General features: G+C 65.3%; 20 protein-coding genes. 11 read left to right on the forward strand and 9 right to left on the reverse strand.

Going from position 1 to position 20,646, the window contains the following annotated elements; translation table 11 throughout:
* Positions 1–3: 3 nt before the first annotated feature.
* The gene (locus AC1RQP_RS05035; RefSeq protein ID WP_239623232.1) at positions 4–708 is read right to left on the reverse strand and encodes a TetR/AcrR family transcriptional regulator C-terminal domain-containing protein; all 705 of its coding nucleotides are present in this window, start codon (positions 706–708) and stop codon (positions 4–6) included.
* Between the two features lie 341 nt (positions 709–1,049).
* Between AC1RQP_RS05035 and rpsF the strand changes: the two genes are divergently transcribed.
* From rpsF to rplI, 4 genes are all read left to right on the forward strand, one after another.
* Positions 1,050–1,517 carry a 30S ribosomal protein S6 gene (rpsF, locus tag AC1RQP_RS05040; RefSeq protein WP_024338128.1) on the forward strand — a complete coding sequence of 156 codons (468 nt, stop codon included), beginning with the start codon at positions 1,050–1,052 and terminating at the stop codon, positions 1,515–1,517.
* A 5-nt stretch (positions 1,518–1,522) separates the two neighbouring features.
* Positions 1,523–1,762, forward strand: coding sequence for a 30S ribosomal protein S18 (rpsR, locus tag AC1RQP_RS05045; RefSeq protein ID WP_492936113.1), 240 nt, complete (start codon positions 1,523–1,525; stop codon positions 1,760–1,762).
* A 133-nt stretch (positions 1,763–1,895) separates the two neighbouring features.
* Positions 1,896–2,876, forward strand: a complete 981-nt coding sequence (locus tag AC1RQP_RS05050) for a DUF2232 domain-containing protein (RefSeq protein ID WP_239623231.1) — start codon at positions 1,896–1,898, stop codon at positions 2,874–2,876.
* A gap of 47 nt (positions 2,877–2,923) precedes the next feature.
* Positions 2,924–3,523 carry a 50S ribosomal protein L9 gene (rplI, locus tag AC1RQP_RS05055; RefSeq protein ID WP_492936114.1) on the forward strand — a complete coding sequence of 200 codons (600 nt, stop codon included), beginning with the start codon at positions 2,924–2,926 and terminating at the stop codon, positions 3,521–3,523.
* 114 nt (positions 3,524–3,637) lie between these two features.
* Here rplI and AC1RQP_RS05060 read toward each other — a convergent pair whose 3' ends face one another.
* From AC1RQP_RS05060 to AC1RQP_RS05070, 3 genes are all read right to left on the reverse strand, one after another.
* A complete protein-coding gene (locus AC1RQP_RS05060) occupies positions 3,638–4,105 on the reverse strand; it encodes a PaaI family thioesterase (protein WP_492936115.1) in 468 nt (155 codons plus the stop codon).
* 11 nt (positions 4,106–4,116) lie between these two features.
* On the reverse strand, positions 4,117–4,713 hold the full coding sequence (locus AC1RQP_RS05065) for a TetR/AcrR family transcriptional regulator (RefSeq protein ID WP_492936116.1): 597 nt from the start codon (positions 4,711–4,713) through the stop codon (positions 4,117–4,119).
* A gap of 111 nt (positions 4,714–4,824) precedes the next feature.
* Positions 4,825–5,757, reverse strand: coding sequence for a hypothetical protein (locus AC1RQP_RS05070; protein WP_492936117.1), 933 nt, complete (start codon positions 5,755–5,757; stop codon positions 4,825–4,827).
* Positions 5,758–6,034: 277 nt separating this feature from the next.
* Between AC1RQP_RS05070 and AC1RQP_RS05075 the strand changes: the two genes are divergently transcribed.
* Entirely contained in the window at positions 6,035–7,285 is a 1,251-nt protein-coding gene (locus tag AC1RQP_RS05075; RefSeq protein ID WP_492936118.1) for a cyclopropane fatty acid synthase, read from the forward strand.
* 30 nt (positions 7,286–7,315) lie between these two features.
* On the opposite strand, the gene AC1RQP_RS05080 is transcribed toward AC1RQP_RS05075, so the two are convergent.
* Complete coding sequence (locus AC1RQP_RS05080; protein ID WP_492936119.1) at positions 7,316–7,522, reverse strand: transcriptional regulator; 207 nt, start codon at positions 7,520–7,522, stop codon at positions 7,316–7,318.
* A 543-nt stretch (positions 7,523–8,065) separates the two neighbouring features.
* Between AC1RQP_RS05080 and AC1RQP_RS05085 the strand changes: the two genes are divergently transcribed.
* Positions 8,066–9,577, forward strand: a complete 1,512-nt coding sequence (locus tag AC1RQP_RS05085) for a replicative DNA helicase (protein WP_239623225.1) — start codon at positions 8,066–8,068, stop codon at positions 9,575–9,577.
* Positions 9,578–9,623: 46 nt separating this feature from the next.
* Complete coding sequence (gene alr / locus AC1RQP_RS05090; protein ID WP_492936384.1) at positions 9,624–10,901, forward strand: alanine racemase; 1,278 nt, start codon at positions 9,624–9,626, stop codon at positions 10,899–10,901.
* Positions 10,902–11,060: 159 nt separating this feature from the next.
* Here the strand turns inward: alr and AC1RQP_RS05095 are convergent, their stop codons facing one another.
* On the reverse strand, positions 11,061–11,279 hold the full coding sequence (locus AC1RQP_RS05095) for a cysteine rich repeat-containing protein (protein WP_492936120.1): 219 nt from the start codon (positions 11,277–11,279) through the stop codon (positions 11,061–11,063).
* A gap of 40 nt (positions 11,280–11,319) precedes the next feature.
* Between AC1RQP_RS05095 and AC1RQP_RS05100 the strand changes: the two genes are divergently transcribed.
* Positions 11,320–12,090 (forward strand): exodeoxyribonuclease III, encoded by a 771-nt coding sequence (locus AC1RQP_RS05100; RefSeq protein ID WP_492936121.1) that lies wholly within the window; start codon positions 11,320–11,322, stop codon positions 12,088–12,090.
* Positions 12,091–12,196: 106 nt separating this feature from the next.
* Here the strand turns inward: AC1RQP_RS05100 and AC1RQP_RS05105 are convergent, their stop codons facing one another.
* On the reverse strand, positions 12,197–12,973 hold the full coding sequence (locus AC1RQP_RS05105; protein ID WP_492936385.1) for a potassium channel family protein: 777 nt from the start codon (positions 12,971–12,973) through the stop codon (positions 12,197–12,199).
* Positions 12,974–13,367: 394 nt separating this feature from the next.
* Here AC1RQP_RS05105 and AC1RQP_RS05110 point away from each other — a divergent pair, with 394 nt between their 5' ends.
* Positions 13,368–14,093: a sulfite exporter TauE/SafE family protein gene (locus AC1RQP_RS05110; protein ID WP_492936122.1), complete on the forward strand. Its 726-nt coding sequence runs from the start codon at positions 13,368–13,370 to the stop codon at positions 14,091–14,093.
* An 11-nt stretch (positions 14,094–14,104) separates the two neighbouring features.
* Here the strand turns inward: AC1RQP_RS05110 and AC1RQP_RS05115 are convergent, their stop codons facing one another.
* On the reverse strand, positions 14,105–16,174 hold the full coding sequence (locus tag AC1RQP_RS05115) for a putative bifunctional diguanylate cyclase/phosphodiesterase (RefSeq protein ID WP_492936123.1): 2,070 nt from the start codon (positions 16,172–16,174) through the stop codon (positions 14,105–14,107).
* Complete coding sequence (locus AC1RQP_RS05120; RefSeq protein WP_492936124.1) at positions 16,174–17,322, reverse strand: ABC transporter substrate-binding protein; 1,149 nt, start codon at positions 17,320–17,322, stop codon at positions 16,174–16,176. The genes AC1RQP_RS05115 and AC1RQP_RS05120 overlap by 1 nt, the downstream gene beginning before the upstream one ends.
* Before the next feature lie 258 nt (positions 17,323–17,580).
* Here AC1RQP_RS05120 and AC1RQP_RS05125 point away from each other — a divergent pair, with 258 nt between their 5' ends.
* Both AC1RQP_RS05125 and radA read left to right on the forward strand, forming a co-directional pair.
* The gene (locus tag AC1RQP_RS05125) at positions 17,581–18,984 is read left to right on the forward strand and encodes an adenylate/guanylate cyclase domain-containing protein (protein WP_492936125.1); all 1,404 of its coding nucleotides are present in this window, start codon (positions 17,581–17,583) and stop codon (positions 18,982–18,984) included.
* 95 nt (positions 18,985–19,079) lie between these two features.
* Positions 19,080–20,525, forward strand: coding sequence for a DNA repair protein RadA (gene radA / locus AC1RQP_RS05130; protein ID WP_492936126.1), 1,446 nt, complete (start codon positions 19,080–19,082; stop codon positions 20,523–20,525).
* Positions 20,526–20,646 lie beyond the last annotated feature (121 nt).

Here is a 20,646-nt window from a genome sequence, read left to right on the forward strand (position 1 = left end):
GGCCTAACCCTCTCCATTCGAATCGCTGGATTCGCCGGCCTCCTCGACGAGACGCAGGCGGGCGGTGTCGCCGGTGGATTTCGCCTGCTCGCCCAGCACGCGCAGCATCTCGGCGCAGAGTTCCTCGGGCGAACGGCCCATGGCGTAGCCTTCGAGAATGACGCCGATGGCGACGGCCCAGAACCGCCGCGAGCTTTCGTCGGGCGCGCGCAGGGAGCGCCAGCCGTGCCGCGCCACCTGGCTGGCATAGGCGCGCGCGCCTTCGCCGTGCAGGCGCTCGATGGTCCGCTCGACCAGCGGTGCGAGATCCTGACGACGACGCGTCAATGTCAGCGCTTCCGCGAAGAAAGCGACCGAATCGCTCGCCGTGACCGTCGCGGCCAGCGCGTGGGTATATTCCCGCGGCGTCCGCGCCCTCAGCGCCGCCTGCTCGGTGGCACGCGCCAGATAAAGCAGATCGCGGCAGGCGCATTCGACAAACAGCGCCTCCTTGGTGCGGAAGTAATAGGTGATCTGGCTCGGGAACGCGTCCGCGGCGGCCGCGATGTCGGTGATTGCCGTGCCGGACAGCCCCCGCTCCCGAAACAGCGGGCTCGCGGCATCCAGGAGCAACGACCGCATTTTTCGGCCGGCCGAGCGCGTCGCGCGCGCGGCGTGCTTGGGGTCGCCTGCCGCCTCGAGCGGCCCGTCGGCCGAGGCTTCTGCCATGGAGGGTCCTCCGCGTCGATTTATTTGTATGACATACAAACAAATGGGTCAAGCGGATATGGTATGGGAGGATGGTCCGGTTTCGCCGGCGCGGGATCCGGGCCGAAACCTGGCTCCCAAACTTGCAAAGCCGGCCAAAATCCGTATAAGGCGCGCATCCGCAGACCCCGGCCGGGAGCTGAACGGACGGTCTCAGCAAATCATTCGTGATTTTGGTGTGGCAGGGCCAGTCGGCCCGTCGTCCCGTGTTTCCGCCTTCTGAGCTTCATCCCAGAGTCCTTTCCGAAGGTCTCTTAAGGGCTTGACGCCGGGCGATGCGCCAACATGAGGAAAGGACTTCCATGCCTCTTTACGAGCATGTTTTTCTTGCGCGCCAGGACGCGAGCCCGCAGCAGGTCGAAGAGCTGACGGCGCAGATGACCGGCATCGTCGAAGGCCTCGGCGGCAAGGTCACCAAGACCGAGAATTGGGGCGTACGCTCCCTCACCTACCGCATGAACAAGAACCGCAAGGCGCACTTCGTGCTGCTCAACATCGACGCGCCGTCCGCGGCGATCGCCGAGATCGAGCGCCAGGAGCGCATCAGCGAAGACGTGATCCGCTATCTCAGCGTCCGCGTCGAGGAGCTCGAGGAAGGCCCGTCCGCGATGATGCGCAAGGCCGATCGTGATCGCGAGCGTGACGATCGTGGCGGCGGCTTCCGCGGCGAGCGCGAAGGCGGCTTCCGGGGCGACCGCGAGGGCGGTTTCCGCGGCGATCGCGGTCCGCGTCGTCCGCGCGACGAAGCTGAAACCACGGATGGGGAGTAAGACCAATGGCTGAAGCTGGTGCACGTCGCCCGTTTTTCCGTCGTCGCAAGAGCTGCCCGTTCACGGGCGCCAATGCGCCGAAGATCGACTACAAGGACTCCAAGCTGCTGATGCGTTACGTCTCCGAGCGCGGCAAGATCGTGCCGAGCCGCATCACGGCGGTGTCCGCAAAGAAGCAGCGTGAACTCGCCCGCGCCATCAAGCGCACGCGCTTCCTGGGCCTGCTGCCCTACGTCATTCGCTGATACGACCAATTCGACCGGCGGCCGCTGGGCCGCCGGTCGTGACTTTCTGAACTCATAAGGCTTCCGGGTCGTCCGGTCGCCGATGGTTGGGGCAAACGACGCCTCTAACCGCTCGAAGGGAGCGGGACAGCTGATGATGGCATTTGGACTCATTGCCCTGATCGCCGGCGCCGCGTCGGCCCTGATGTTCGCCTCGATCATCTCGGGCGCGATGATCTCGCTCGTCCTGTTTTATCTCGCACCGCTGCCGCTGATGGTCGCCGCGATCGGCTGGGGACCGCTTTGCGCCAGCCTCGGCGGCATTGCCGCCGCGATCGGCCTCGGCGCCCTGTTCGGCCTGCCCTACTGCATCGCCTTCGCCGTCACCGTCGCGTTGCCGGCCTGGTGGCTCGGCCATCTCGCCCTGCTCGGTCGGCCGGTGGGAAGTCTCGCGCCGGACGCCGCCTCCGCCAAATCGCCGCCGGAACCCGGGATCGAGTGGTATCCGGTCGGCCGCCTCCTGCTCTGGATCGCAGGCTTCGCCACGCTGACCACGATGGCCGCGCTGCTCACGCTCGGCAGCGACGCCGAGACCATCACCGGCACGCTGCGGCGCGGGCTGATGCGCCTCCTCCGCACCACCGACCCGCAGACCTCGGGCGAAGCCAGCCAGCTCGTCGACGCGCTGGTGCGCATGGTACCGGCCGGCGCCACGATCATCGCGATGATGACGCTGACTCTCAACCTCTGGCTCAGCGCCAAGGTGACCGCGACGTCGGGCCGGCTGCGCCGTCCCTGGCCGGATCTGATGGCGGCCGAGCTGCCGCCGATGACCCTGGTGGCGCTCTGCATCGCGCTCGCCTTCTGCTTCACCGGCGGGCTGCTTGCCATCGTCGCGCAGATCGCGACGGCCGCGCTGATGATGGCCTATGCGCTGACCGGTTTCGCCGTGCTGCATACGCTGACGCTCGCGCTGAAGAGCCGCACATTCTGGCTCGGCTCGACCTACGCCGTCGTCGTCGTGTTCGGATGGCCCGTGATCGCGATGGTCATCCTCGGTCTTGCGGATGCCGTGTTCGGCTTTCGCGAGCGCTTCCTGCGCAGCCGGCAGCCGCCCCCACTGCCGACCCCTTAAGTCACCCGAAACTGAAACCTACAGAGCACTTCAAGAGGAGAACGAATATGGAAGTCATCTTACTGGAACGCGTAAACAAGCTCGGCCAGATGGGCGAAGTCGTGAAGGTTCGCGACGGCTACGCTCGCAATTTCCTGCTCAAGCGCGGCAAGGCGCTGCGCGCCACCGCCGACAACCGGGCCAAGTATGACGGCATGAAGGCCGAGCTCGAGGCCCGCAACCTCAAGGCCAAGGGCGAAGCGTCCAAGGTCGCCGAGAAGATCGAAGGCAAGAACATCATCGTGATCCGCCAGGCTTCCGAAGCCGGCCAGCTGTTCGGCTCGGTCACGGTGCGCGACATCGTCGTCGCCTTCGAGACCGACGGCGTCCATCTCGACCGTCCGCAGGTGCAGCTCGACGCGCCGATCAAGACCATTGGCAAGCACACCGTCACCGTCGCGGTTCACCCCGAGGTCGAGGTCGAGATCACCGTGACGGTCGCGCGCAGCCAGGACGAGGCCGAGCGCATCAACCGCGGCGAGGATATCTCGACCCGCAACGAGGACCGCGATGCGGCCGCCGAGGCGATCGCCGCCGCCGGCGAGTTCTTCGATCCGGACGCCCAGCACGAGGACGTCGAGCCGGCCCCGGCTGCGGAAGAGAAGTAAGTACGCCAGCTCGTCATTCCGGGGCGATGCGAAGCATCGAACCCGGAATCTCGAGATTCCGGGTCCAGCGCTGACGCGCTGTCCCGGAATGACGAACAAGAAAGCCCGGTCGCCTCAGGCGGCCGGGCTTTTGGTTTTGCCGGCGACATCCTCGCTCAGCATCGCGATCGAGGCCAGCGCGGTTGCCGTATGCTTCTCGACTCCGTCGCTGACGCAGAACACGTCGGCCGCAACCACAGCGACCTGCCGGCCCGGCTTGATCACCTTTGCCCGGCAGATCAGCTTTTCACCGACCGCTGGCGACAACAGGTTGAGCTTGTATTCGGCCGTCAGCGCCGCCTGGCCGCGCGAGGTCGCGGCCGCGATCGTCGTGGCGTTGTCGACCAGGAAGGCGGTAACGCCGCCATGGAAGAAGCCGTGCTGTTGAAGCAGCTCCGGCCGGCGCTCCACGGCGATGGTGCAGGTGCCGCGCGACAATTCGGAGAGCTCGGCGCCCACCAGGTTCATGAAACCCTGCCGGCCGACATTGGCGTGGATGCGTTCGGCAACGGCTGCGAATTCCGGATCAGATTCGGCCCGCATGCGGCCTCTCCCTATTGCTTGTTGATGCGATCGAGTGGCCTCAGCGCACGAATGGCGCAAGCGATCAGGGTGTCGGCCTCACTGCGCGGATCGGTGCGGTCGCGCCCCGACAGAAAGGCACGGCAGAAGATCTGCGCCGGACCGATGAGCTGGCTGACGAACATCACCGGCGTCATCGGCAGAAGCTCGCCGCTTGCAACCAGCGGCGCACGCCAGCGCTCGATGCCCTCGGCAAGCCGCGCGTTCTGCGCGCGCTGGGCATCGCGCACGTCCTCGCCCCATTCGCTGCGCGAAATCTCGAAGAGGTAGCGCGCCTCGCGCCGGCTGGTCACGACCCAGTCGAGATGGGCCCGGATCAGGCGATCGATGCCCTGCTCCGCATCGGGCACGGGATCGAGCGCGGCCAGCACCGCGGCGTGATAGTGCCGCAAGACCTCCAGGAACAGCGCACCGGCGAGTTCCTTCTTCGAACCGAAGGCATGAAAGAAGCTGCCGTTGGAGGCGCGGGCCCGGCAGCGGATCGCAGCCACCGTCGCGGCTTCGAAGCCGACGCGGTCGAACACCAGCAGCCCGGCTGCCAACAGATCGTCTCGCACGCTCGCCGCCATCAACGCCCCTCCTAGAGCATTACTCTAGAGCAACACTCTAGCAACGGTCAATACGATGCGGAGACCGCGTTGAAAGCGGCCTCCGCATGTCGGGCTGAGAACGTAGCGGAACTAGCGCGAGATCGGCGGTACCGGCGGGCCGGACGGCGCCGGCGGGGCTGCAGCGGTCGCGGGCGGTGCCGGGTCCTGCTGCGGCCTGGCCGCCGGTTCGGGGCTCGCTGCTGGCGCGGCCGGCTTGGAAGCGGTCTCTTCCGCCGGCTTGGACGACGCCGGTTCGGCGGGCTTTGCCGCGGCAGGTGCGGCCGGCGCCACCTGCGGGACCGGGTCGGGTCGCAGTGCCGGAGCTTCGCTGCCGCGCGTTTCGACCTTTGAGCTGTCCGGCCTGGCCTCAACGGGCTTCTCGGATGCCTTGTCGGATGCCTTGCCGCTGTCGGCCTCAGGCTTTGGCTCGCTCTTCTTGTCCTCGGTCGCCGGCGCAGCGGCATCGACCTTGGGGGATTCCTCAGTGCCCGGCTTGGCGCGCCGCTTGCCTTTGCGCGGCTCGGGCGCCGCCTGTCCCTCCGGCTTCGCACCTTCTTCCTCGGCGGGTCGCGCCGCGCGCTTCTGGCGCGCGCCCTCGGGGGCCGGAGTAGCACCCTCACCCTCCGGCCTGGCGGCCTCTTGCGAGCGGTGGCGGCGGCCCTGATGCTCAGGCGACTGGCCCGGAGCGGTGTTGGCTTCCTTCTCCCTGGCGCCGTCCTTCTTGCCGTCCTTGGCCTGGTAGCGGGTGTCGGTGGCACCGTTGGAGACCAGGTAGGAGGCGAGGACGCCCGCCATGTCCGAGCTCGTGGTGTAGTGCTGGCGCAGGAATCCCGGCAACGAGCCCGGCGTCACGGACTTCAGGAGTCCGCGCGGGCTCTTGTGGCAGGCGTTGCAGGTCTGCGCGAAAAGCTGGGACGGGGTCTTGCCGGCCTCGAGGTTCGTCGCCTGCGCAAGAACGGTATCGGCCGCACCGAAGCCGGTCAGAAGCAATACCGTCGCGAGGCTGAGCGCTCGGCTCGACATTCCCATCATCTCCATTGAATTCCGCGAATGCAGCCGGCCTCCGGCGCGGCGGCGGTCACCTTTTAACCGATTGAGCTGCGAATGGAAGCAGGCTCCGCGCGCAAGGATGTGATTAAGCCATTTTCGAATATCGGCTTTGAATACAGCGCAATAGCGCAGCCGGAACCGGCTCGCTAGATTTGCATGCAAACGCATAGGAACCGCTGCGGCGCCTGGGCGTGAGATGTGAAGGCCGGGTTAGTCGCATCTTTTCGGGTTCGCTCGAGAGGAAATGTCGATGGACCGTTTGTTGCGTAGATTCCTGTCTCAATTCATCCGGCGCGGGTCGATGACGGTGACCAGCGCAAGCGGATCGAAGTTCACCGTCGGCGACGGCTCGGGCGAGCCGGTCGCGGTGCGCTTCGTCACCGCGGACGCGGAGCGGAAGAGCCTCATCAATCCCGAGCTCGGGCTCGGCGAGGCCTATATGGACGGCGAGTTCGTGGTCGAGCGCGGCACCATAGCTGATGCCCTCGCGATCCTGCTCGATCAACCTGACCTATTGCCGCACTGGGCTAAACCGTGGTGGCACCTGCGCTACCTGACGCGGCACCTGAAGCAGTTCAATCCCCGCACCCGCGCCCGCCACAACGTCGCCCATCACTACGATCTCGACGGCCGGCTCTATTCGCTCTTTCTCGATGCCGACAAGCAATATAGCTGCGCCTATTTCGAAACGCCCGAGATGCCGCTCGACGACGCGCAGCTTGCCAAGAAACGGCACATTGCTGCGAAGCTTCTCATCAAGGACGGCCAGCGCGTGCTCGACATCGGCTCCGGCTGGGGCGGCCTCGGGCTCTATCTCGCCGAGATCGCGGGCGCCGACCTCACCGGCATCACGCTGTCGACCGAGCAGTTGCAGGTCGCCAATGCACGCGCTGCCGAAAAGGGCCTGACCGACTCGGCCAGATTCCAGCTCCAGGATTATCGCGACATTGACGGCACCTTCGACCGCATCGTCTCGGTCGGCATGTTCGAACATGTCGGGGCAAGATTCTACGACGCCTATTTTCAGCGCTGCGCCGAATTGCTGAGCGAGGACGGCGTCATGCTGCTGCACGCGATCGGCCGTTCGCAGGGCCCGGACTCGACCAATCCCTGGATCGCCAAATACATCTTCCCCGGCGGCTACATCCCCGCCCTGTCGGAGGTGCTGCCGGCGATCGAGCGAGCGGGCCTCCTGATCTGCGACATCGAGATTCTGCGCCTGCACTATGCCGAGACGCTGAAGGCCTGGCGAGAGCGCTTCATGGCGCGGCGCGAGGAGGCGGTGCAGCTCTACGACGAGCGCTTCGCCCTGATGTGGGAGTTCTATCTGGCGGCCTGCGAGATGACGTTCCGCAAGCAAGCCATGATGAACTTCCAGATCCAGCTGACCCGTCGCCAGGGCGTGGTGCCGATGACCCGCGACTACATCCAGCGGGAGGAAGCCCGGCTGCGGGCGCGTGAGGCCTCGGCCATGCCCAGGCTCAAGCTGGCTGGTGAATAGACCCCAGGTCCTGTGAATAGACCCCAGGTCCTAGTGACGCAGGATCGACATCCGGGAGGTCCGGGAAGAGGCCGCTAGTGCGAGTTGGGCGCGCAGCTGCAGCAGGATCTCGGGTGCGACCGGCTGGCGACGGACGTCGGGCCGTTCCGCGTGCTCCATGGCCGCGATCAACCCGGACAGCCAAAGCCGGCTGCCAGCCTCGCTTCGCCAGTTCTGGTGCTGCCGTTCTGGCTGCATCGCTTGCCTCGTGTCCCTGTTGGCGGGGGTTAGGACAATCCCCGGCCGGCCTGGCTGTTCCGCATTATCCCCGAAAGAATCCGGGGAGATGTGATCTGCTTCACATAAGTCTGGTCGGGGCTGTCTTAGACCGTCGCCATGAGCAAAGAGACCCGAACCTCATTCGACGTGCCGGACGACCTCCGTACCGATTATGCCCTGATCGTCACCGGCGTCGGGGCCGCCCTGGTTGCGCTGGTCTACCTCCTGCTGGTCTGAACCGAGCCGAACGCGGCCAGCGTGCGTCATTTCGCGCGCTCTCAATACGTCTGCCCGCCGGTCGATAGGGTTCATGGGTTTCAGTCTTTTTCGATGGCGCGGCCGCTGCCGCGCCGCGCGAGTTCCGCGGAAATGCGTCAAGCGCGGCGCATGCTGCGACCGCTAATCATCCACCATTTTAACTGAGCGGTTGATAGCGATCAGCTTTTGCTTCCGCTTTCGCCTGCGGCGGCGCTTTATCCCGGCCCCGCATCTGCCCAAGAAAATTGCTAAGCACCTCCGACCATGGCCCTGACTGATTCGAACGTTCTCAAACTCGCGCCCGATGCCGGGACTCCCGCCTATCGGAGCGCGCCGCACAATATCGAGGCGGAACAGAGCCTTCTGGGCGCGATCCTGGTCAACAACGACGCCTTCTACCGCGTCTCCGACTTCCTGGAGGCGAAGCATTTCTTCGAGCCGCTGCACCAGACGATCTTCGAGACCGCCGGCAGCCTGATCCGGATGGGCAAGATCGCGACGCCCGTCACGCTGAAGACGTTCCTGCCCGCCGATACCGATGTCGGCGGCATGACCATCGGACAATATCTGGCGCGGCTCGCCGCCGAAGCCACCACCATCATCAACGCCCAGGACTATGGCCGCACCGTCTACGACCTGTCGTTGCGGCGCGACCTGATCGGCATCGGCGAGGACATGGTCAACGTCGCCTACGACGCACCGGTCGACTTCCAGCCACGGGCGCAAATCGAGGACGCCGAGCGCAAGCTTTATGAACTCGCCGAGTCCGGCCGTTACGACGGCGGTTTCCAGAAGTTCTCGCAGGCGCTGGCGGTCGCGGTCGATCTGGCGGCAAAGGCTTTCCAGCGCGACGGAAAGCTGTCGGGCATCTCGACGGGCATGCGCGACCTCGACACCAAGATGGGCGGCCTGCAGCACTCCGACCTCATCATCGTCGCGGGCCGTCCCGGCATGGGCAAGACCTCGCTCGCGACCAACATCGCCTACAATGTCGCACGAGCCTACGTTCCGGAACTCCAGGCCGACGGCACCACGAAGGCTGCCAATGGCGGCGTGATCGGCTTCTTCTCCTGCGAAATGTCGGCCGACCAGCTCGCCACGCGTATCGTGGCCGAGCGCACCGGCGTTCCCTCCTCCCACATCCGCCGCGGCGGCATCTCGGAAGCCGATTTCGAGAAGATCCGGGAGGTCTCGATCGAGCTGCAATCGCTGCCGTTCTACGTCGATGCCACCGGCGGTCTGTCGATCGCGCAGCTGATGGCGCGGGCGCGACGGCTGAAGCGCCAGAAGGGCCTCGATCTGCTCGTGATCGACTACATCCAGCTGCTCTCGGGCTCGAGCAAGCGCGCCAGTGACAGCCGCGTGCAGGAAATCACCGAGATCACCACCAGCCTGAAAGCGCTCGCCAAGGAGCTCAACGTTCCCGTGATCGCGCTGTCCCAGCTTTCACGCCAGGTCGAATCCCGCGACGACAAACGGCCGCAGCTCTCCGACTTGCGCGAATCCGGATCGATCGAGCAGGACGCCGACGTTGTGCTGTTCGTTTACCGCGAGGAATATTACCTCGCGATGAAGGAGCCCCGCCCAGGCACGCCTGAACACGAGAAGTGGCAGCTCGACATGAGTCTTGCGCACGGAAAGGCCGAGGTCATCATCGGCAAGCAGCGCCACGGCCCCACCGGCACCGTCGATCTGGCGTTCGAAGCCTCGGTCACGCGGTTCGGCGATCTTGCGCCTGACAGCCAGCTGCCGACTCGCAGCGACAACGACTACTGAGTTCCTTGAACCGGACCTGCCTCTTGCGTAAAACGGCGCCATGACAATGGCGTCCGACCCGAAACCGATCCCGCAATCCGGCCTTTCCTCCGCAGAGGCCAATCAGGCTGCCGCGCTCGCGGCCTATGGCGGCGTGCTGACCGTCGATCTCGATGCGATCATCGCCAATTGGCGCAAGCTCGAGAAGACGGCGGTGCCGGCCGAATGCTCGGCGGTGATCAAGGCCGACGCCTATGGCTGCGGCGCCGAGCAGGTGTCACGGGCGCTGAGCAAAGCGGGCTGCAGGACCTTCTTCGTCGCCACCCTCGAGGAGGCGCGCAAGGTGCGCGCCGCCGTGCCGGAGCCCACGATCTACGTGCTCGGCGGCTATTTCCAGAATACCGGCGAGCACTACGCCAAGATCAATTGCCGTCCGGTGATCGGCGATCTGAACGAGCTCGCCGAATGGGACGTATTCTGCCGCCGCAGCGGCTGGACCGGCGGCGCGGCTGTTCACATCGACACCGGCATGAACCGGCTCGGCCTGACGCTTGCGGACGCACAGGCCATCATCCCCCGCATCAACGCCGGCGATCACGGCATCACGCTGGTGATGAGCCATCTGGTCTCGGCCGAGCAGCTCAACAGCCCGATGAATGCCAAGCAGCTCGCGACCTTCCGCAGCATTGCCAGCGAGTTCACGGGCGTCCCGGCGGCCCTCGCGAATTCCTCGGGCATCTTCCTCGGTGCGCCATTCCAGTTCGATCTGGTCCGACCAGGGGCTGCGCTCTACGGCGTCAATCCGACGCCGGAGGCCGACAATCCTATGCAGCAGGTGGTCGAGCTCAAGGCGCGCATCGTGCAGATCCGCAATGTCGAGCGCGGCGAGAGCGTCGGCTATGGCGGCACCTGGACCGCGCGGCGGCCGACGAAACTTGCGATCATCGCGGTCGGTTATGCCGACGGTTATTTCCGTGCCGCCAGCTCCAATGACGGCACCCGCGGCGCCGACGTCATCGTGGCCGGCAAGCGCTGCCCGATCGCGGGCCGCATCTCGATGGACCTCATCGCCATCGACATCACCGACCTGCCGCCGAACGCGGCGCGGCGCGGTCACATGGTGACGCTGCTCGGCGACGGCATCACCGTCGACGAACTCGCGCACCATTTCGGCACGATCGGCTACGAGGTGCTGACGAGCCTCGGCCACCGCTATGCGCGCGTCTACAAGGGCGGCGATGTGATGGAGCCGCTGGAACGGCCGTCGCTGCCGACGGGAGCCGAGCAGCCGCTCCCACCGCCGCCCATCGAGCAGCCCGCAAGCCCACCGCCCCTGCCGACCTGATCGACACGCTTTCGTGCCCCGGACGCAGCGCAGCGCTCCTTCAGCGGTGCACTGTAGCGCCGGGTCCGTCTCTCCGCATTGCCCCCTCGCTTTCCGGGTCTCCGCGCCGCATCGCTTTCGCGACGCGGCTTGTCCGGGACGCGAGATTGGCTGCCCTGCTTACTTCTTGCGGCTGTCCAGGGCCGCCTTGCAGGTGTCGCTGAGCTGGTCGCGCTTGCCGTTGAGGCAGGCGACGACCCGACCGCCGCCCGGCGCGATGCCGGCGCAGAATTTGTCGTAGTCCGCCTTGCACGCGCCGCGCGGATCGGACGATTGTGCCGATGCGCCTCCGGAGAACGCGACGACGAGTGCGATGGCAACAAAGCTCATTTTGGACATTGTATCTCCGGTGACGGAACGCAGGAGCCGGTAGCTCTACATGAAGATCGCGACATTCAACATCAACAACATCAACCGCCGCCTGCCCAATCTGTTGGCATGGATGCGCGTCGCAAAGCCCGATGTCGTCGCGCTTCAAGAGTTGAAGGCAAGTGATGGCGAATTTCCGGCGGCTGCGATCGAAAAGGCCGGCTACGGCGCGGTATGGTGTGGACAGAAGACATGGAACGGCGTCGCCATCCTTGCCCGCAATGCCGAGCCCATTCTCACCCGCGACCGCTTGCCGGGAAGGCCTGGCGATCTCGAAGCCCGCTACATCGAAGCCGCCGTGCGCGGCATCATCGTCACCAGCATCTACCTGCCCAACGGCAATCCGCAGCCGGGGCCGAAATTCGACTACAAGCTCGACTGGTTCGCGCGGCTCAAGCGCCACGCCAAGACGTTCATCAAGCAGGACCTGCCCGTGGTGCTCGCCGGCGACTACAACGTCGCACCAACCGAGATCGACATCTATCCAACGCGGTCATGGGACAAGGATGCGCTGATCCAGCCGAAGAGCCGCGCGGCCTTTGCGTCGCTGGTCGAACAAGGCTGGTGCGACGCGGTGCGCGAGCTCTACCCGGGCCAGCGCATCTACACGTTCTGGGACTACAAGCGAAACCGCTGGCCGCGCGACGCAGGGCTGCGGCTCGATCATCTCCTGCTCAGCCCTGCCCTCGCCCCGCGTCTGGCAAAAGCCGGCGTCGACAGGAAGATCCGCGGCGAGGATGGCGCGAGCGATCACGCGCCGGCGTGGGTGGTGCTGCGGTGACCTTCACCGCAAGTTCCTGCCGTCGATGACGTTCACAGGCACTGCATCCAGATCGAAAGCGTCGAGCAAGCGCGCATTGGCGGCGTCGCCAGCAGCGAGAGGCTCTTCAGACTGCCCCTTCGTCCGGAATGTTGAGAAGAGTTCCACAGGCCTTGCAATGCACCGCATCGGCGTCGTGCCTCTGGAGCCCGCAAGCCGGACACGGAAATCGCACCTTGTTGGGACTGAGGAGCGCGCGGGCGAGATTGAAGAACAGCGTTACGCCGAAAATCATGATCACGACGGTTATCAAACGACCGACCGTACCCGACAGGGTAATGTCGCCAAAGCCGGTCGTCGTCAGTGCCGTGACGGTGAAATACAGGGCGTCGGCATAGTTCCGGATCTCGTCGTTGCGAAATTTCTGAGTCTCGTAAACGATCCCGGTCATGACGAATATGAAGACTGCCAGGTTCGTGACGGCGAAGATGACGTCTTCGTTGCGGCGAAAGAACGGAGAATCGATGCGCAACCTCACCAGCATCTGATAGTCACGAAGCAGCCCCAAGGTTCGCAGGATCCGGAGAAAACCGCCCGCCTCGCCGGCAAGCGGCGCCAGGAAGGATACGATCGCAACCATGTCGGCCCACGTTGCGATTTCAGTGATTTTTCGAAACGGATGCCGATCGACGAGGAGCCGAGCCGAGAAGTCGGCAAGTAGCATGACGCCGAACAGGACATCGAGCGTTTCAATGATCTCACTGGGCTGCAGGAACGAGGTTGCGATGATGAACAGCACCGTCACGATGTCGAAGACGAGCAGCGCATAGCGGAAGCGCACGCCGCTCGGCGTTGCACCCTCGTAAAGGCGGCGGACGTTGCATCTGAGAGACGTCAGGGTCACGGCATCATGATCGCGGTTTGCATGGATGATGGCAACTCGCACAGCGCGCCGCAAGATCGGACCGAAATTCAGCCACTCCGTGGCCGAAGAGACCCAAATCGATCTCGGGCGCCGTCGTCTGGAATCTCGCGCCCGTTCCAGTGAGGATGACCCGTGAATGGCGACGGAGCTCATCAGCCTCACCGGCAACACCTTTGTCGGCGGCGTTTGCGGCCATGCTCCGTGACGGCGTGTCGCCGCAACGCGCAATTGTCGCTGCGGAGCCGCTTTCACCGAACGCCTCGGAGCCGGAGCTCACACCGGCATGCGCATGCGCAGCACAGGTTCCCTCGCCCGACGCGGATCGCCGGTATTGCTGCCAGGGGCTAAACTCTCCCGATTCGTGGAGACTGTGTTGGCCTTTCTCTTCGTCCTCAGCGTCGGCCTCGTCGCCGGCACCATCTCAGGCATCGTCGGCACCGGCTCGTCGATCATGCTGATGCCGGTGCTGGTCTATGCCTATGGGCCGAAGGAGGCCGTGCCGATCATGGCGGTCGCTTCCGTGATGGCGAACTTCTCGCGGATCCTGGCCTGGTGGCGTGAGGTCGATTGGCGGGCCTGCGCGGCCTATTCGGTCACGGGCATTCCCGCCGCAGCGCTCGGTGCGCGGACCTTGCTGGCGCTGCCCTCGCACGTCGTCGATCTCACGATCGGCATCTTCCTGATTGCCATGGTGCCGGTGCGGCACTGGCTGGCGCGGCATGACCTCAAGGCCAATCTCTGGCATCTGGCCGTCGGCGGCGCAGTCATCGGCTATCTCACCGGCATCGTGGTCTCGACCGGCCCGCTCAGCGTGCCGCTGTTCCTGTTCTACGGCCTCAGCAAGGGCGCTTTCCTCGCCACCGAAGCGGCCTCATCGCTCGGCCTCTACTTCGCGAAATCAGTGACCTTCGAGCGTTTCGGCGCGCTGACGGGCGACGTGTTCATGAAGGGCCTGATCGCGGGCTGCTCGCTGATGTCAGGTGCCTTCATCGCAAAACGCTTCGTGCTGCATCTGAGGCCGGACGTGTTCCGCCTGGTGATGGATGCGATCATGATCGCAGCCGGGCTCTCGATGCTCTGGAGCGCGGCCCAGCCGTAAGAGGGCCGCGTTCAGGCGGCGAATTCCGGCGCGATCGATGGGCTCTCGGTGGTGCCCCGTCTCGGCGCCGCCGGCTGCCTGTGGAGCCGTTGCAACAGGGCCTCGAGCGGCTGCGGCCGCTGATAGAGGAAGCCCTGCCCGAACCTCACGCCCATATCACGCATGGCCTCGGCCTGCTCGGCGTGCTCGATGCCCTCTGCGACCAGGGTCAGCCCCAGCGTGTCGGCGAGCGATGCGATCACGCCGACGATGGCCTTGTCTTCAGCGCTGTCGGGAATCTCCCGGATGAATGCCTTGTCGATCTTGACCTTGTCGAGCGGGAAGCGCCTGAGATGAGCCAGCGAGCTGTAGCCGGTGCCGAAATCGTCGAGCGCGATCGTGGCGCCGAGGCGCCGCAGGCGATGCAGCGTTTCGGAGGCGCTGGCGATGTTGTTGATCAGCGACCCCTCGGTGATCTCGAGCTCGAGAGATGAGGCCGGAACATCGAAGCGCGCACAGGTCGCACCCAGCTCGGCGGCGAGCGAATGGTCGGCAAGTTCGGACGGCGGCAAATTGATCGCGATCCGGATCTGCGGCCTGCCGGCGGCGGCCAACCGTTGCAAGGCCCAGCAGGCATCGGTCAGCACGTAGCGGGTCAGCCGCGCATTGTTGCCGCTGCGCTCGATCAGCGGCAGGAATTCGCCGGGGCCGATCACGCCGTGTTCAGGATGGCGCCAGCGGATCAGCGCTTCCAGACCGACGATGTCGTGGGTTTCGAGATCGACTTGGCTCTGGTACCAGACCTCGAACTGCCCCTCGGCGAAGCCGGTGGGAATGGCGAGCTCGAGATCCCTGCGGCGGCGGTAGTCGCGCTGGAGCGCTTCGTCCAGCACGGCGACCGTGCCCGGCGCCTTGCTCTTGGCATGATAGAGCGCGATGTCGGCGAGCGTCGGCAGATGCGACAGCTCCGGATCGTCGGCGCGGCGCACGGCAAGGCCGATGCTGGCACGCGGCACCACTTGCTTGTCGTGGAGGCGGATCGGTTCGGAAATGGCCTCCAGCACATGCTGAGCGAATGCGTGCGCCGCCTGCTCGTGGCTCACCTCGGGACGAATGACGACGAACTCGTCGCCGCCTAGTCGGGCAACCCAGTCCTCCGCTTCGACCGCACTACGAAGACGCTCCGAAATCTGAACCAGGAACTTGTCGCCGGCCTCGTGACCGAAGGTGTCGTTGATGCCCTTGAAGTCGTCGAGATCGATGAAGCAGAATGCGACCAGCGTATCCGGCGAGCCTCCGTCCCGGCTCGCCACGGCCAGGCGCTCGGTCAGGGAGCGCCGGTTCGGCAGCCCCGTGAGCGGATCGTGCGTGGCCATGTGCCCGAGCCGGTCCAGCGCGCCTGACGTCGTGTGCTGCATGGCGTTGAAGGCGCGCGCGAGCTGGCCGAATTCGTTCGAGGACGTGACGTCCGCCGGATAGGCCCGGCGATCCTGCTTGCTGCGCTGTATCGCCGACATCATGGCCGCCAGCGGCCGGCCGATGAAGATGTTGGCGGAGATCCGCATGGCGATCAGGGTCGCAAACGTCGCGAGCAGGCCGACCACCAGCAGCAGCAGCAGGCGGCTGCCCGCATCCGCGTACAGCGTCGCACGCGAATAAGCGATGGCGATGCGGCCGGCCTCAACGGCCATGTTGCCATTGCTGTAGTGGATCGGGCGCGAGACTTCCGCGACCGCCTGGTCTTCGGCCCGCGCGACCACGCGGGCAATGGCGGCGCCGGTATCGTCATAGACCGCCGCCGCGGCGATGGTCTCGTCGTGCATGATCTCGTTGAGCACGCCGGTGACCTTGTCGTAACGCATCTTCCACAGCGGCTCGGCGATCAGCTCGGCCCGGCTCTCGGCGACGCGGGCGATGCGGGCGTCGAGCTGCCTGACCTGAGACCAGAAGCTCGATGCCTCGACGCCGGCGGAGGCGAGCAGTTGCACCAGCAGCAGAACGGGCACGGTGGCCCAGATCATCGCGTCGACGACCGAGCGCAGGCGCGGTGGCGCCGCCTGCTCGTTGCGATCCGGATCGGTCATCGCCTCATCCTCCCGCATCAGTCCGCAACGCCTTCGGCAAGCGGCAGCGACGAGATGAGCGCATCGAGGGAGAAGTCATATTGGCCGCAGCGTCCGGCCTTCGCATGGAACCGCGCAAAATCGATCCGGTCGAACGCACGCGTCCTGATGAGGTCGCCAACCGAAGCGAGGTTGTCGCGCGTGATCGCAGACGTCTTGACCTCGACGTGCGGGGAAACGGCCGCGAAATCGCAGCCATCGGCATAGTCGCGCAGGAGAACGATCGACCAGCCGCCGAGCAGGAAATGCCCGCCGTCGGTCAGGAGCAGGCGACCAGCCTTGATCTCGCGCAGCGCGTCCTCCGACCAGTTGAGGCCCACCACCTGGATGTTTCGACCGGGCACGAGGCCGGCTGCGATCGCCGCGCGGAGCGCGCCGAGCGCCATCGGATCGTTCCCGGCCCATATGCCGGCAGGCCGGATCTCCTTGCGAGCAGCCCAGCCCAGGTAATTCGCCGTGACCCGCTCGGCCTCCGACTGCGTCCAGTTGGCGAACAGCAGCCGGTCCACCACGACGTCAGGCGCGGCATCCAAGGCCAGCTTGAGACCGGCGTTACGGGCAATCGAGGCCGGGGTGATCTCGTCGCCGCCGATTCCGAGAATGTGGATCTTGCCATCGGGGCTCTGCCATTTCTCGGCACGCGCCACCCCGATCAGCGCATTGGCCATCCGTGCGCCCGCGGTCTGCAGATCGGTGGTGATGTCGCCGAGCCAGGTCTTGAGCTTCTCGCGCGGCGGTCCAAGACGCGCCGCATCCTCGCCGATCAGCGTGTTCGAAAGCAGCAGCGTCTTGACGCCCGCAGCCTCGGCCGCCTCCAGGATCGGGACGGCGGCGGACTCCTCGTTCGACAGGATGAGGAAATCGGGCTTGTCGGGACGTGCCACCACGCTGAAGCCGAGCTCCTGCATGGTGCGATAATTCCGCTCGCTGGTCAGCACCTCGACATGGGCGTCGAGCCTGCGGCCGGCGGCCTGCATGGTCTGCGCGACCATGTCCCAGTAGACCTCACCGGTCTTGCCGGGATTGACGAAGACGATGTCGAGGGGCTTGGCAAGGCTACCGCCGGCATACGCGAAAATGCTGCAGGCCATGCCCGCGGCGAGCAATATTCGTCGGAATCCCGGCATTTCCATTCCCAACCCGATCGGTTCCGAGATTGGACCCGCGTCCGCTAACACTTTGCAAAATCAACCAGGCCACAGCGGCACAGAGCTAATGAACGGTATATCTATCGTGTCGGATTGAGATAATCGAAGCGCCGGCGATCAGGCGTCCCTTCCGTGCCCTCAGCCATCGCTGGGTGGCCGCGAATTCTCAGGCGTGCCACCTTGATCGACGCTCCGTGCATGATCGCACGATCTGATGTTCGACCGGGGAGATGTGTCTTGAGCGCACTGGCGGAAGCGGCCGATATCACAAGTCTCCGAAGCAAAGCGGCCGGGCGAACCGACGGCCAACAAGACACCCTCAAATTCGCCGAAGCTGCCCTTGCCGACAGCAAGCGTGATGGCCTGCTGCTGGCCGTCCGGGCCCGCTGGGTCGCGCTCGCGATTACTGCCGTTACCCTGTCACTCATCAACCCGAACCGGGATGTCGTCTATTACATCCTGATGCTTGGCTTCTTTGCCGTCATCGGCTGGGCGCAACTGAAGGTCGGCAAGGTCGGCCGTTCTGGTCCCGAACTTTTCCTCATATTTTGCGATCTGGCGTTGTTGGCCTTCCTTAGCGTCGTGCCCAATCCCTGGAGCAACGTTCACTGGCCGATCGGAATGCAATTCCGATTCGACAGCTTCATCTATTTCTTCATTTTCCTCGCCACTGCCACGCTCGCTTATTCCTGGCGAACGGTGCTCGCGATTGGCATGTGGACCGGAGCACTCTGGGCCATCGCCGTCGGCTGGGCTTATCTGCAACCGGAAACCCATGCCGCGCTGTCGGAGCGCGTCAGGGAGGCGATCGGTGCGGATATTCGCATGTTCAACATCCTCGACCCCTCCTCGATTGGTTTCGGCGAGCGTTTCCAGCAAGTGATCGTATTCATTGTCGTCGCCGCTATCCTGGCGCTGGCGGTGCGCCGTTCCAATGCGCTCTTGATCAGTCATGCCGGACTCGAGCGCGAACGCGCCAATCTGGCGCGTTACTTCTCCCCCAACGTCGTCGATGAACTCTCCGGCAATGACGAGCCCCTCGCGAAGGTCCGCACGCAGGACGTCGCGGTGCTGTTTGCAGATATCGTGGGATTCACCGCCTATGCCGATGGACGCAACCCGAAGGACGTCATCGAGACGCTGCGGCAATTCCATGAGCGAATGGAACGGGAAGTGTTCCAGCACGGCGGAACGCTCGACAAGTATCTCGGGGATGGCCTCATGGCTACTTTCGGTACGCCGTTCGTCGGCGATTCCGATGCGCTGAACGCCTTGCGTTGCGCGAGGGGCATGATCGCCTCGATCGCCAAGTTGAACAGCGAGCGTAGTGATCGCAACGAACCGCCGATCCAAGTCAGCGTCGGCTTGCACTACGGGCAAGTGGTGCTGGGCGATATCGGCCTCAACCGGCTCGAATTCGCCGTGATCGGGACCACCGTGAATGCGGCGAGCCGCCTCGAAGCGCTGACCCGCGAATTCGGATGCGCTATCGTCGTCAGCGACGCGCTGGTACAACAGGCCCACGCCGAACCGAATCACTCGAGTACCGATTTCGCGGCGCTCGTCGAGCGGCCGGCACAGACCATTCGCGGTCTCGAGCGCCCCGTCGGCATCTGGACATGCGCTAACGTCGCCCCTTGAAGCTTGCGGTGGATGCATCGGCACCCATCGCCCTTCACAGCTCCTATTCGTGCTAAGAACTGCTCGCCCGCTGCACCGAGACCGCTATTTCCCCCATGGCCAAGAGCACCCTCTCCTTCGTCTGCCAGAACTGCGGCGCGGCCTATAACCGCTGGCAGGGCAAGTGCGAGTCCTGCGGCGAGTGGAATACGCTCGCGGAGGAAGACACGAGCGGCAGCGTGCCGGTATCGATCCGCTCCAAACGCAAGGGCCGAACGTTTGCGCTGGAGAGCCTTGCCGGGAAAAGCCCGGATGCGCCGCGCCTGTCCTCAGGCATGACCGAGCTCGACCGCGTCACCGGCGGCGGCTTCGTCCGCGGCTCGGTGCTGCTGGTCGGCGGCGATCCCGGGATCGGCAAGTCGACGCTGCTGACGCAGGCCACCAGCCTGCTGGCGCGCGCCGGCCACCGCGTGGTCTACATCTCCGGCGAAGAGGCGGTCGCTCAGGTGCGCCTGCGCGCCGAGCGGCTCGGGCTGTCGGACGCACCGGTCCAACTCGCCGCCGAGACCTCGGTGGAGGACATCGTCTCGACGCTGTCGGAGGGGGCGGTGCCCAGGCTGATCGTGATCGACTCGATCCAGACCATGTGGACCGACACGGTGGAATCCGCGCCGGGGACCGTCACCCAGGTGCGCGCCTCGGCACAGGCGCTGATCCGCTTTGCCAAGAAGACCGGTGCCGCCATCATCCTGGTCGGCCACGTCACCAAGGACGGCCAGATCGCAGGTCCCCGCGTGGTCGAGCACATGGTCGACGCGGTGATGTCGTTCGAGGGCGAAGGCTCGCAGCAATTCCGCATCCTGCGCGCCGTGAAGAACCGCTTCGGCCCGACCGACGAGATCGGCGTGTTCGAGATGACGGGCCTCGGGCTGCGCGAGGTCACCAACCCCTCAGAGCTGTTCCTGTCCGAGCGCGATCTCGGCACGCCCGGCACCGCAGTCTTTGCGGGCATCGAGGGCACAAGGCCCGTCCTGGTCGAATTGCAGGCGCTGGTGGCCCCGACCTCGCTCGGCACCCCGCGCCGCGCCGTGGTCGGCTGGGACCCGAGCCGATTGTCGATGGTGCTGGCGGTGCTGGAGGCGCATTGCGGGGTCAAGCTGTCGGGCCATGATGTCTATCTGAACGTCGCCGGCGGCCTGCGCATCCATGAGCCCGCGGCCGACCTCGCCGCCGCCGCGGCGCTGGTGTCGTCCCTGGTTAATGCGCAGTTACCCACCGATGCCGTTTATTTCGGCGAGATCTCGCTCTCCGGCGTGGTGCGTCCCGTGGCGCAGACCCCGGCGCGGCTGAAGGAGGCGGCAAAACTCGGCTTCCAGCGCGCCGTGCTGCCCGAATCGGCACGCGGCGAGAGCGGCGGCGATGCCGGATTGTCGCTGAAGGCGGTGAACAGCCTGACGACATTGGTGGCCGAGATCGCCGCCCGCGGCTCCCGCCGAGGCGAATCGAACGCCCCGGCAGAGAAAAATGCCACACCGGCAAGATTCCGCCGCGGAGAGGGTTAGGTGGAGGTGACGTCCCCGGCCCCCGCCGCTATACAGCCGTCACAAAAGCAGCATGGGATTGCGTGGTTGCGGCCTTGCCGGGAACGCCGTCTGCCCCTCTTTTAAGGCAGCGGCCCAACAC

The organism is Bradyrhizobium sp. GW821-FHT13H06 (assembly GCF_058803975.1).

Coding starts and splice junctions, on each gene's coding strand:
- AC1RQP_RS05035 (WP_239623232.1), bottom strand. CDS start 708: ATGGCAGAAGCCTCGGCCGACGGGCCGCTCGAGGCGGCAGGCGACCCC.
- rpsF (WP_024338128.1), top strand. CDS start 1,050: ATGCCTCTTTACGAGCATGTTTTTCTTGCGCGCCAGGACGCGAGCCCG.
- rpsR (WP_492936113.1), top strand. CDS start 1,523: ATGGCTGAAGCTGGTGCACGTCGCCCGTTTTTCCGTCGTCGCAAGAGC.
- AC1RQP_RS05050 (WP_239623231.1), top strand. CDS start 1,896: ATGATGGCATTTGGACTCATTGCCCTGATCGCCGGCGCCGCGTCGGCC.
- rplI (WP_492936114.1), top strand. CDS start 2,924: ATGGAAGTCATCTTACTGGAACGCGTAAACAAGCTCGGCCAGATGGGC.
- AC1RQP_RS05060 (WP_492936115.1), bottom strand. CDS start 4,105: ATGCGGGCCGAATCTGATCCGGAATTCGCAGCCGTTGCCGAACGCATC.
- AC1RQP_RS05065 (WP_492936116.1), bottom strand. CDS start 4,713: ATGGCGGCGAGCGTGCGAGACGATCTGTTGGCAGCCGGGCTGCTGGTG.
- AC1RQP_RS05070 (WP_492936117.1), bottom strand. CDS start 5,757: ATGTCGAGCCGAGCGCTCAGCCTCGCGACGGTATTGCTTCTGACCGGC.
- AC1RQP_RS05075 (WP_492936118.1), top strand. CDS start 6,035: ATGGACCGTTTGTTGCGTAGATTCCTGTCTCAATTCATCCGGCGCGGG.
- AC1RQP_RS05080 (WP_492936119.1), bottom strand. CDS start 7,522: ATGCAGCCAGAACGGCAGCACCAGAACTGGCGAAGCGAGGCTGGCAGC.
- AC1RQP_RS05085 (WP_239623225.1), top strand. CDS start 8,066: ATGGCCCTGACTGATTCGAACGTTCTCAAACTCGCGCCCGATGCCGGG.
- alr (WP_492936384.1), top strand. CDS start 9,624: ATGGCGTCCGACCCGAAACCGATCCCGCAATCCGGCCTTTCCTCCGCA.
- AC1RQP_RS05095 (WP_492936120.1), bottom strand. CDS start 11,279: ATGTCCAAAATGAGCTTTGTTGCCATCGCACTCGTCGTCGCGTTCTCC.
- AC1RQP_RS05100 (WP_492936121.1), top strand. CDS start 11,320: ATGAAGATCGCGACATTCAACATCAACAACATCAACCGCCGCCTGCCC.
- AC1RQP_RS05115 (WP_492936123.1), bottom strand. CDS start 16,174: ATGCGGGAGGATGAGGCGATGACCGATCCGGATCGCAACGAGCAGGCG.
- AC1RQP_RS05120 (WP_492936124.1), bottom strand. CDS start 17,322: ATGCCGGGATTCCGACGAATATTGCTCGCCGCGGGCATGGCCTGCAGC.
- radA (WP_492936126.1), top strand. CDS start 19,080: ATGGCCAAGAGCACCCTCTCCTTCGTCTGCCAGAACTGCGGCGCGGCC.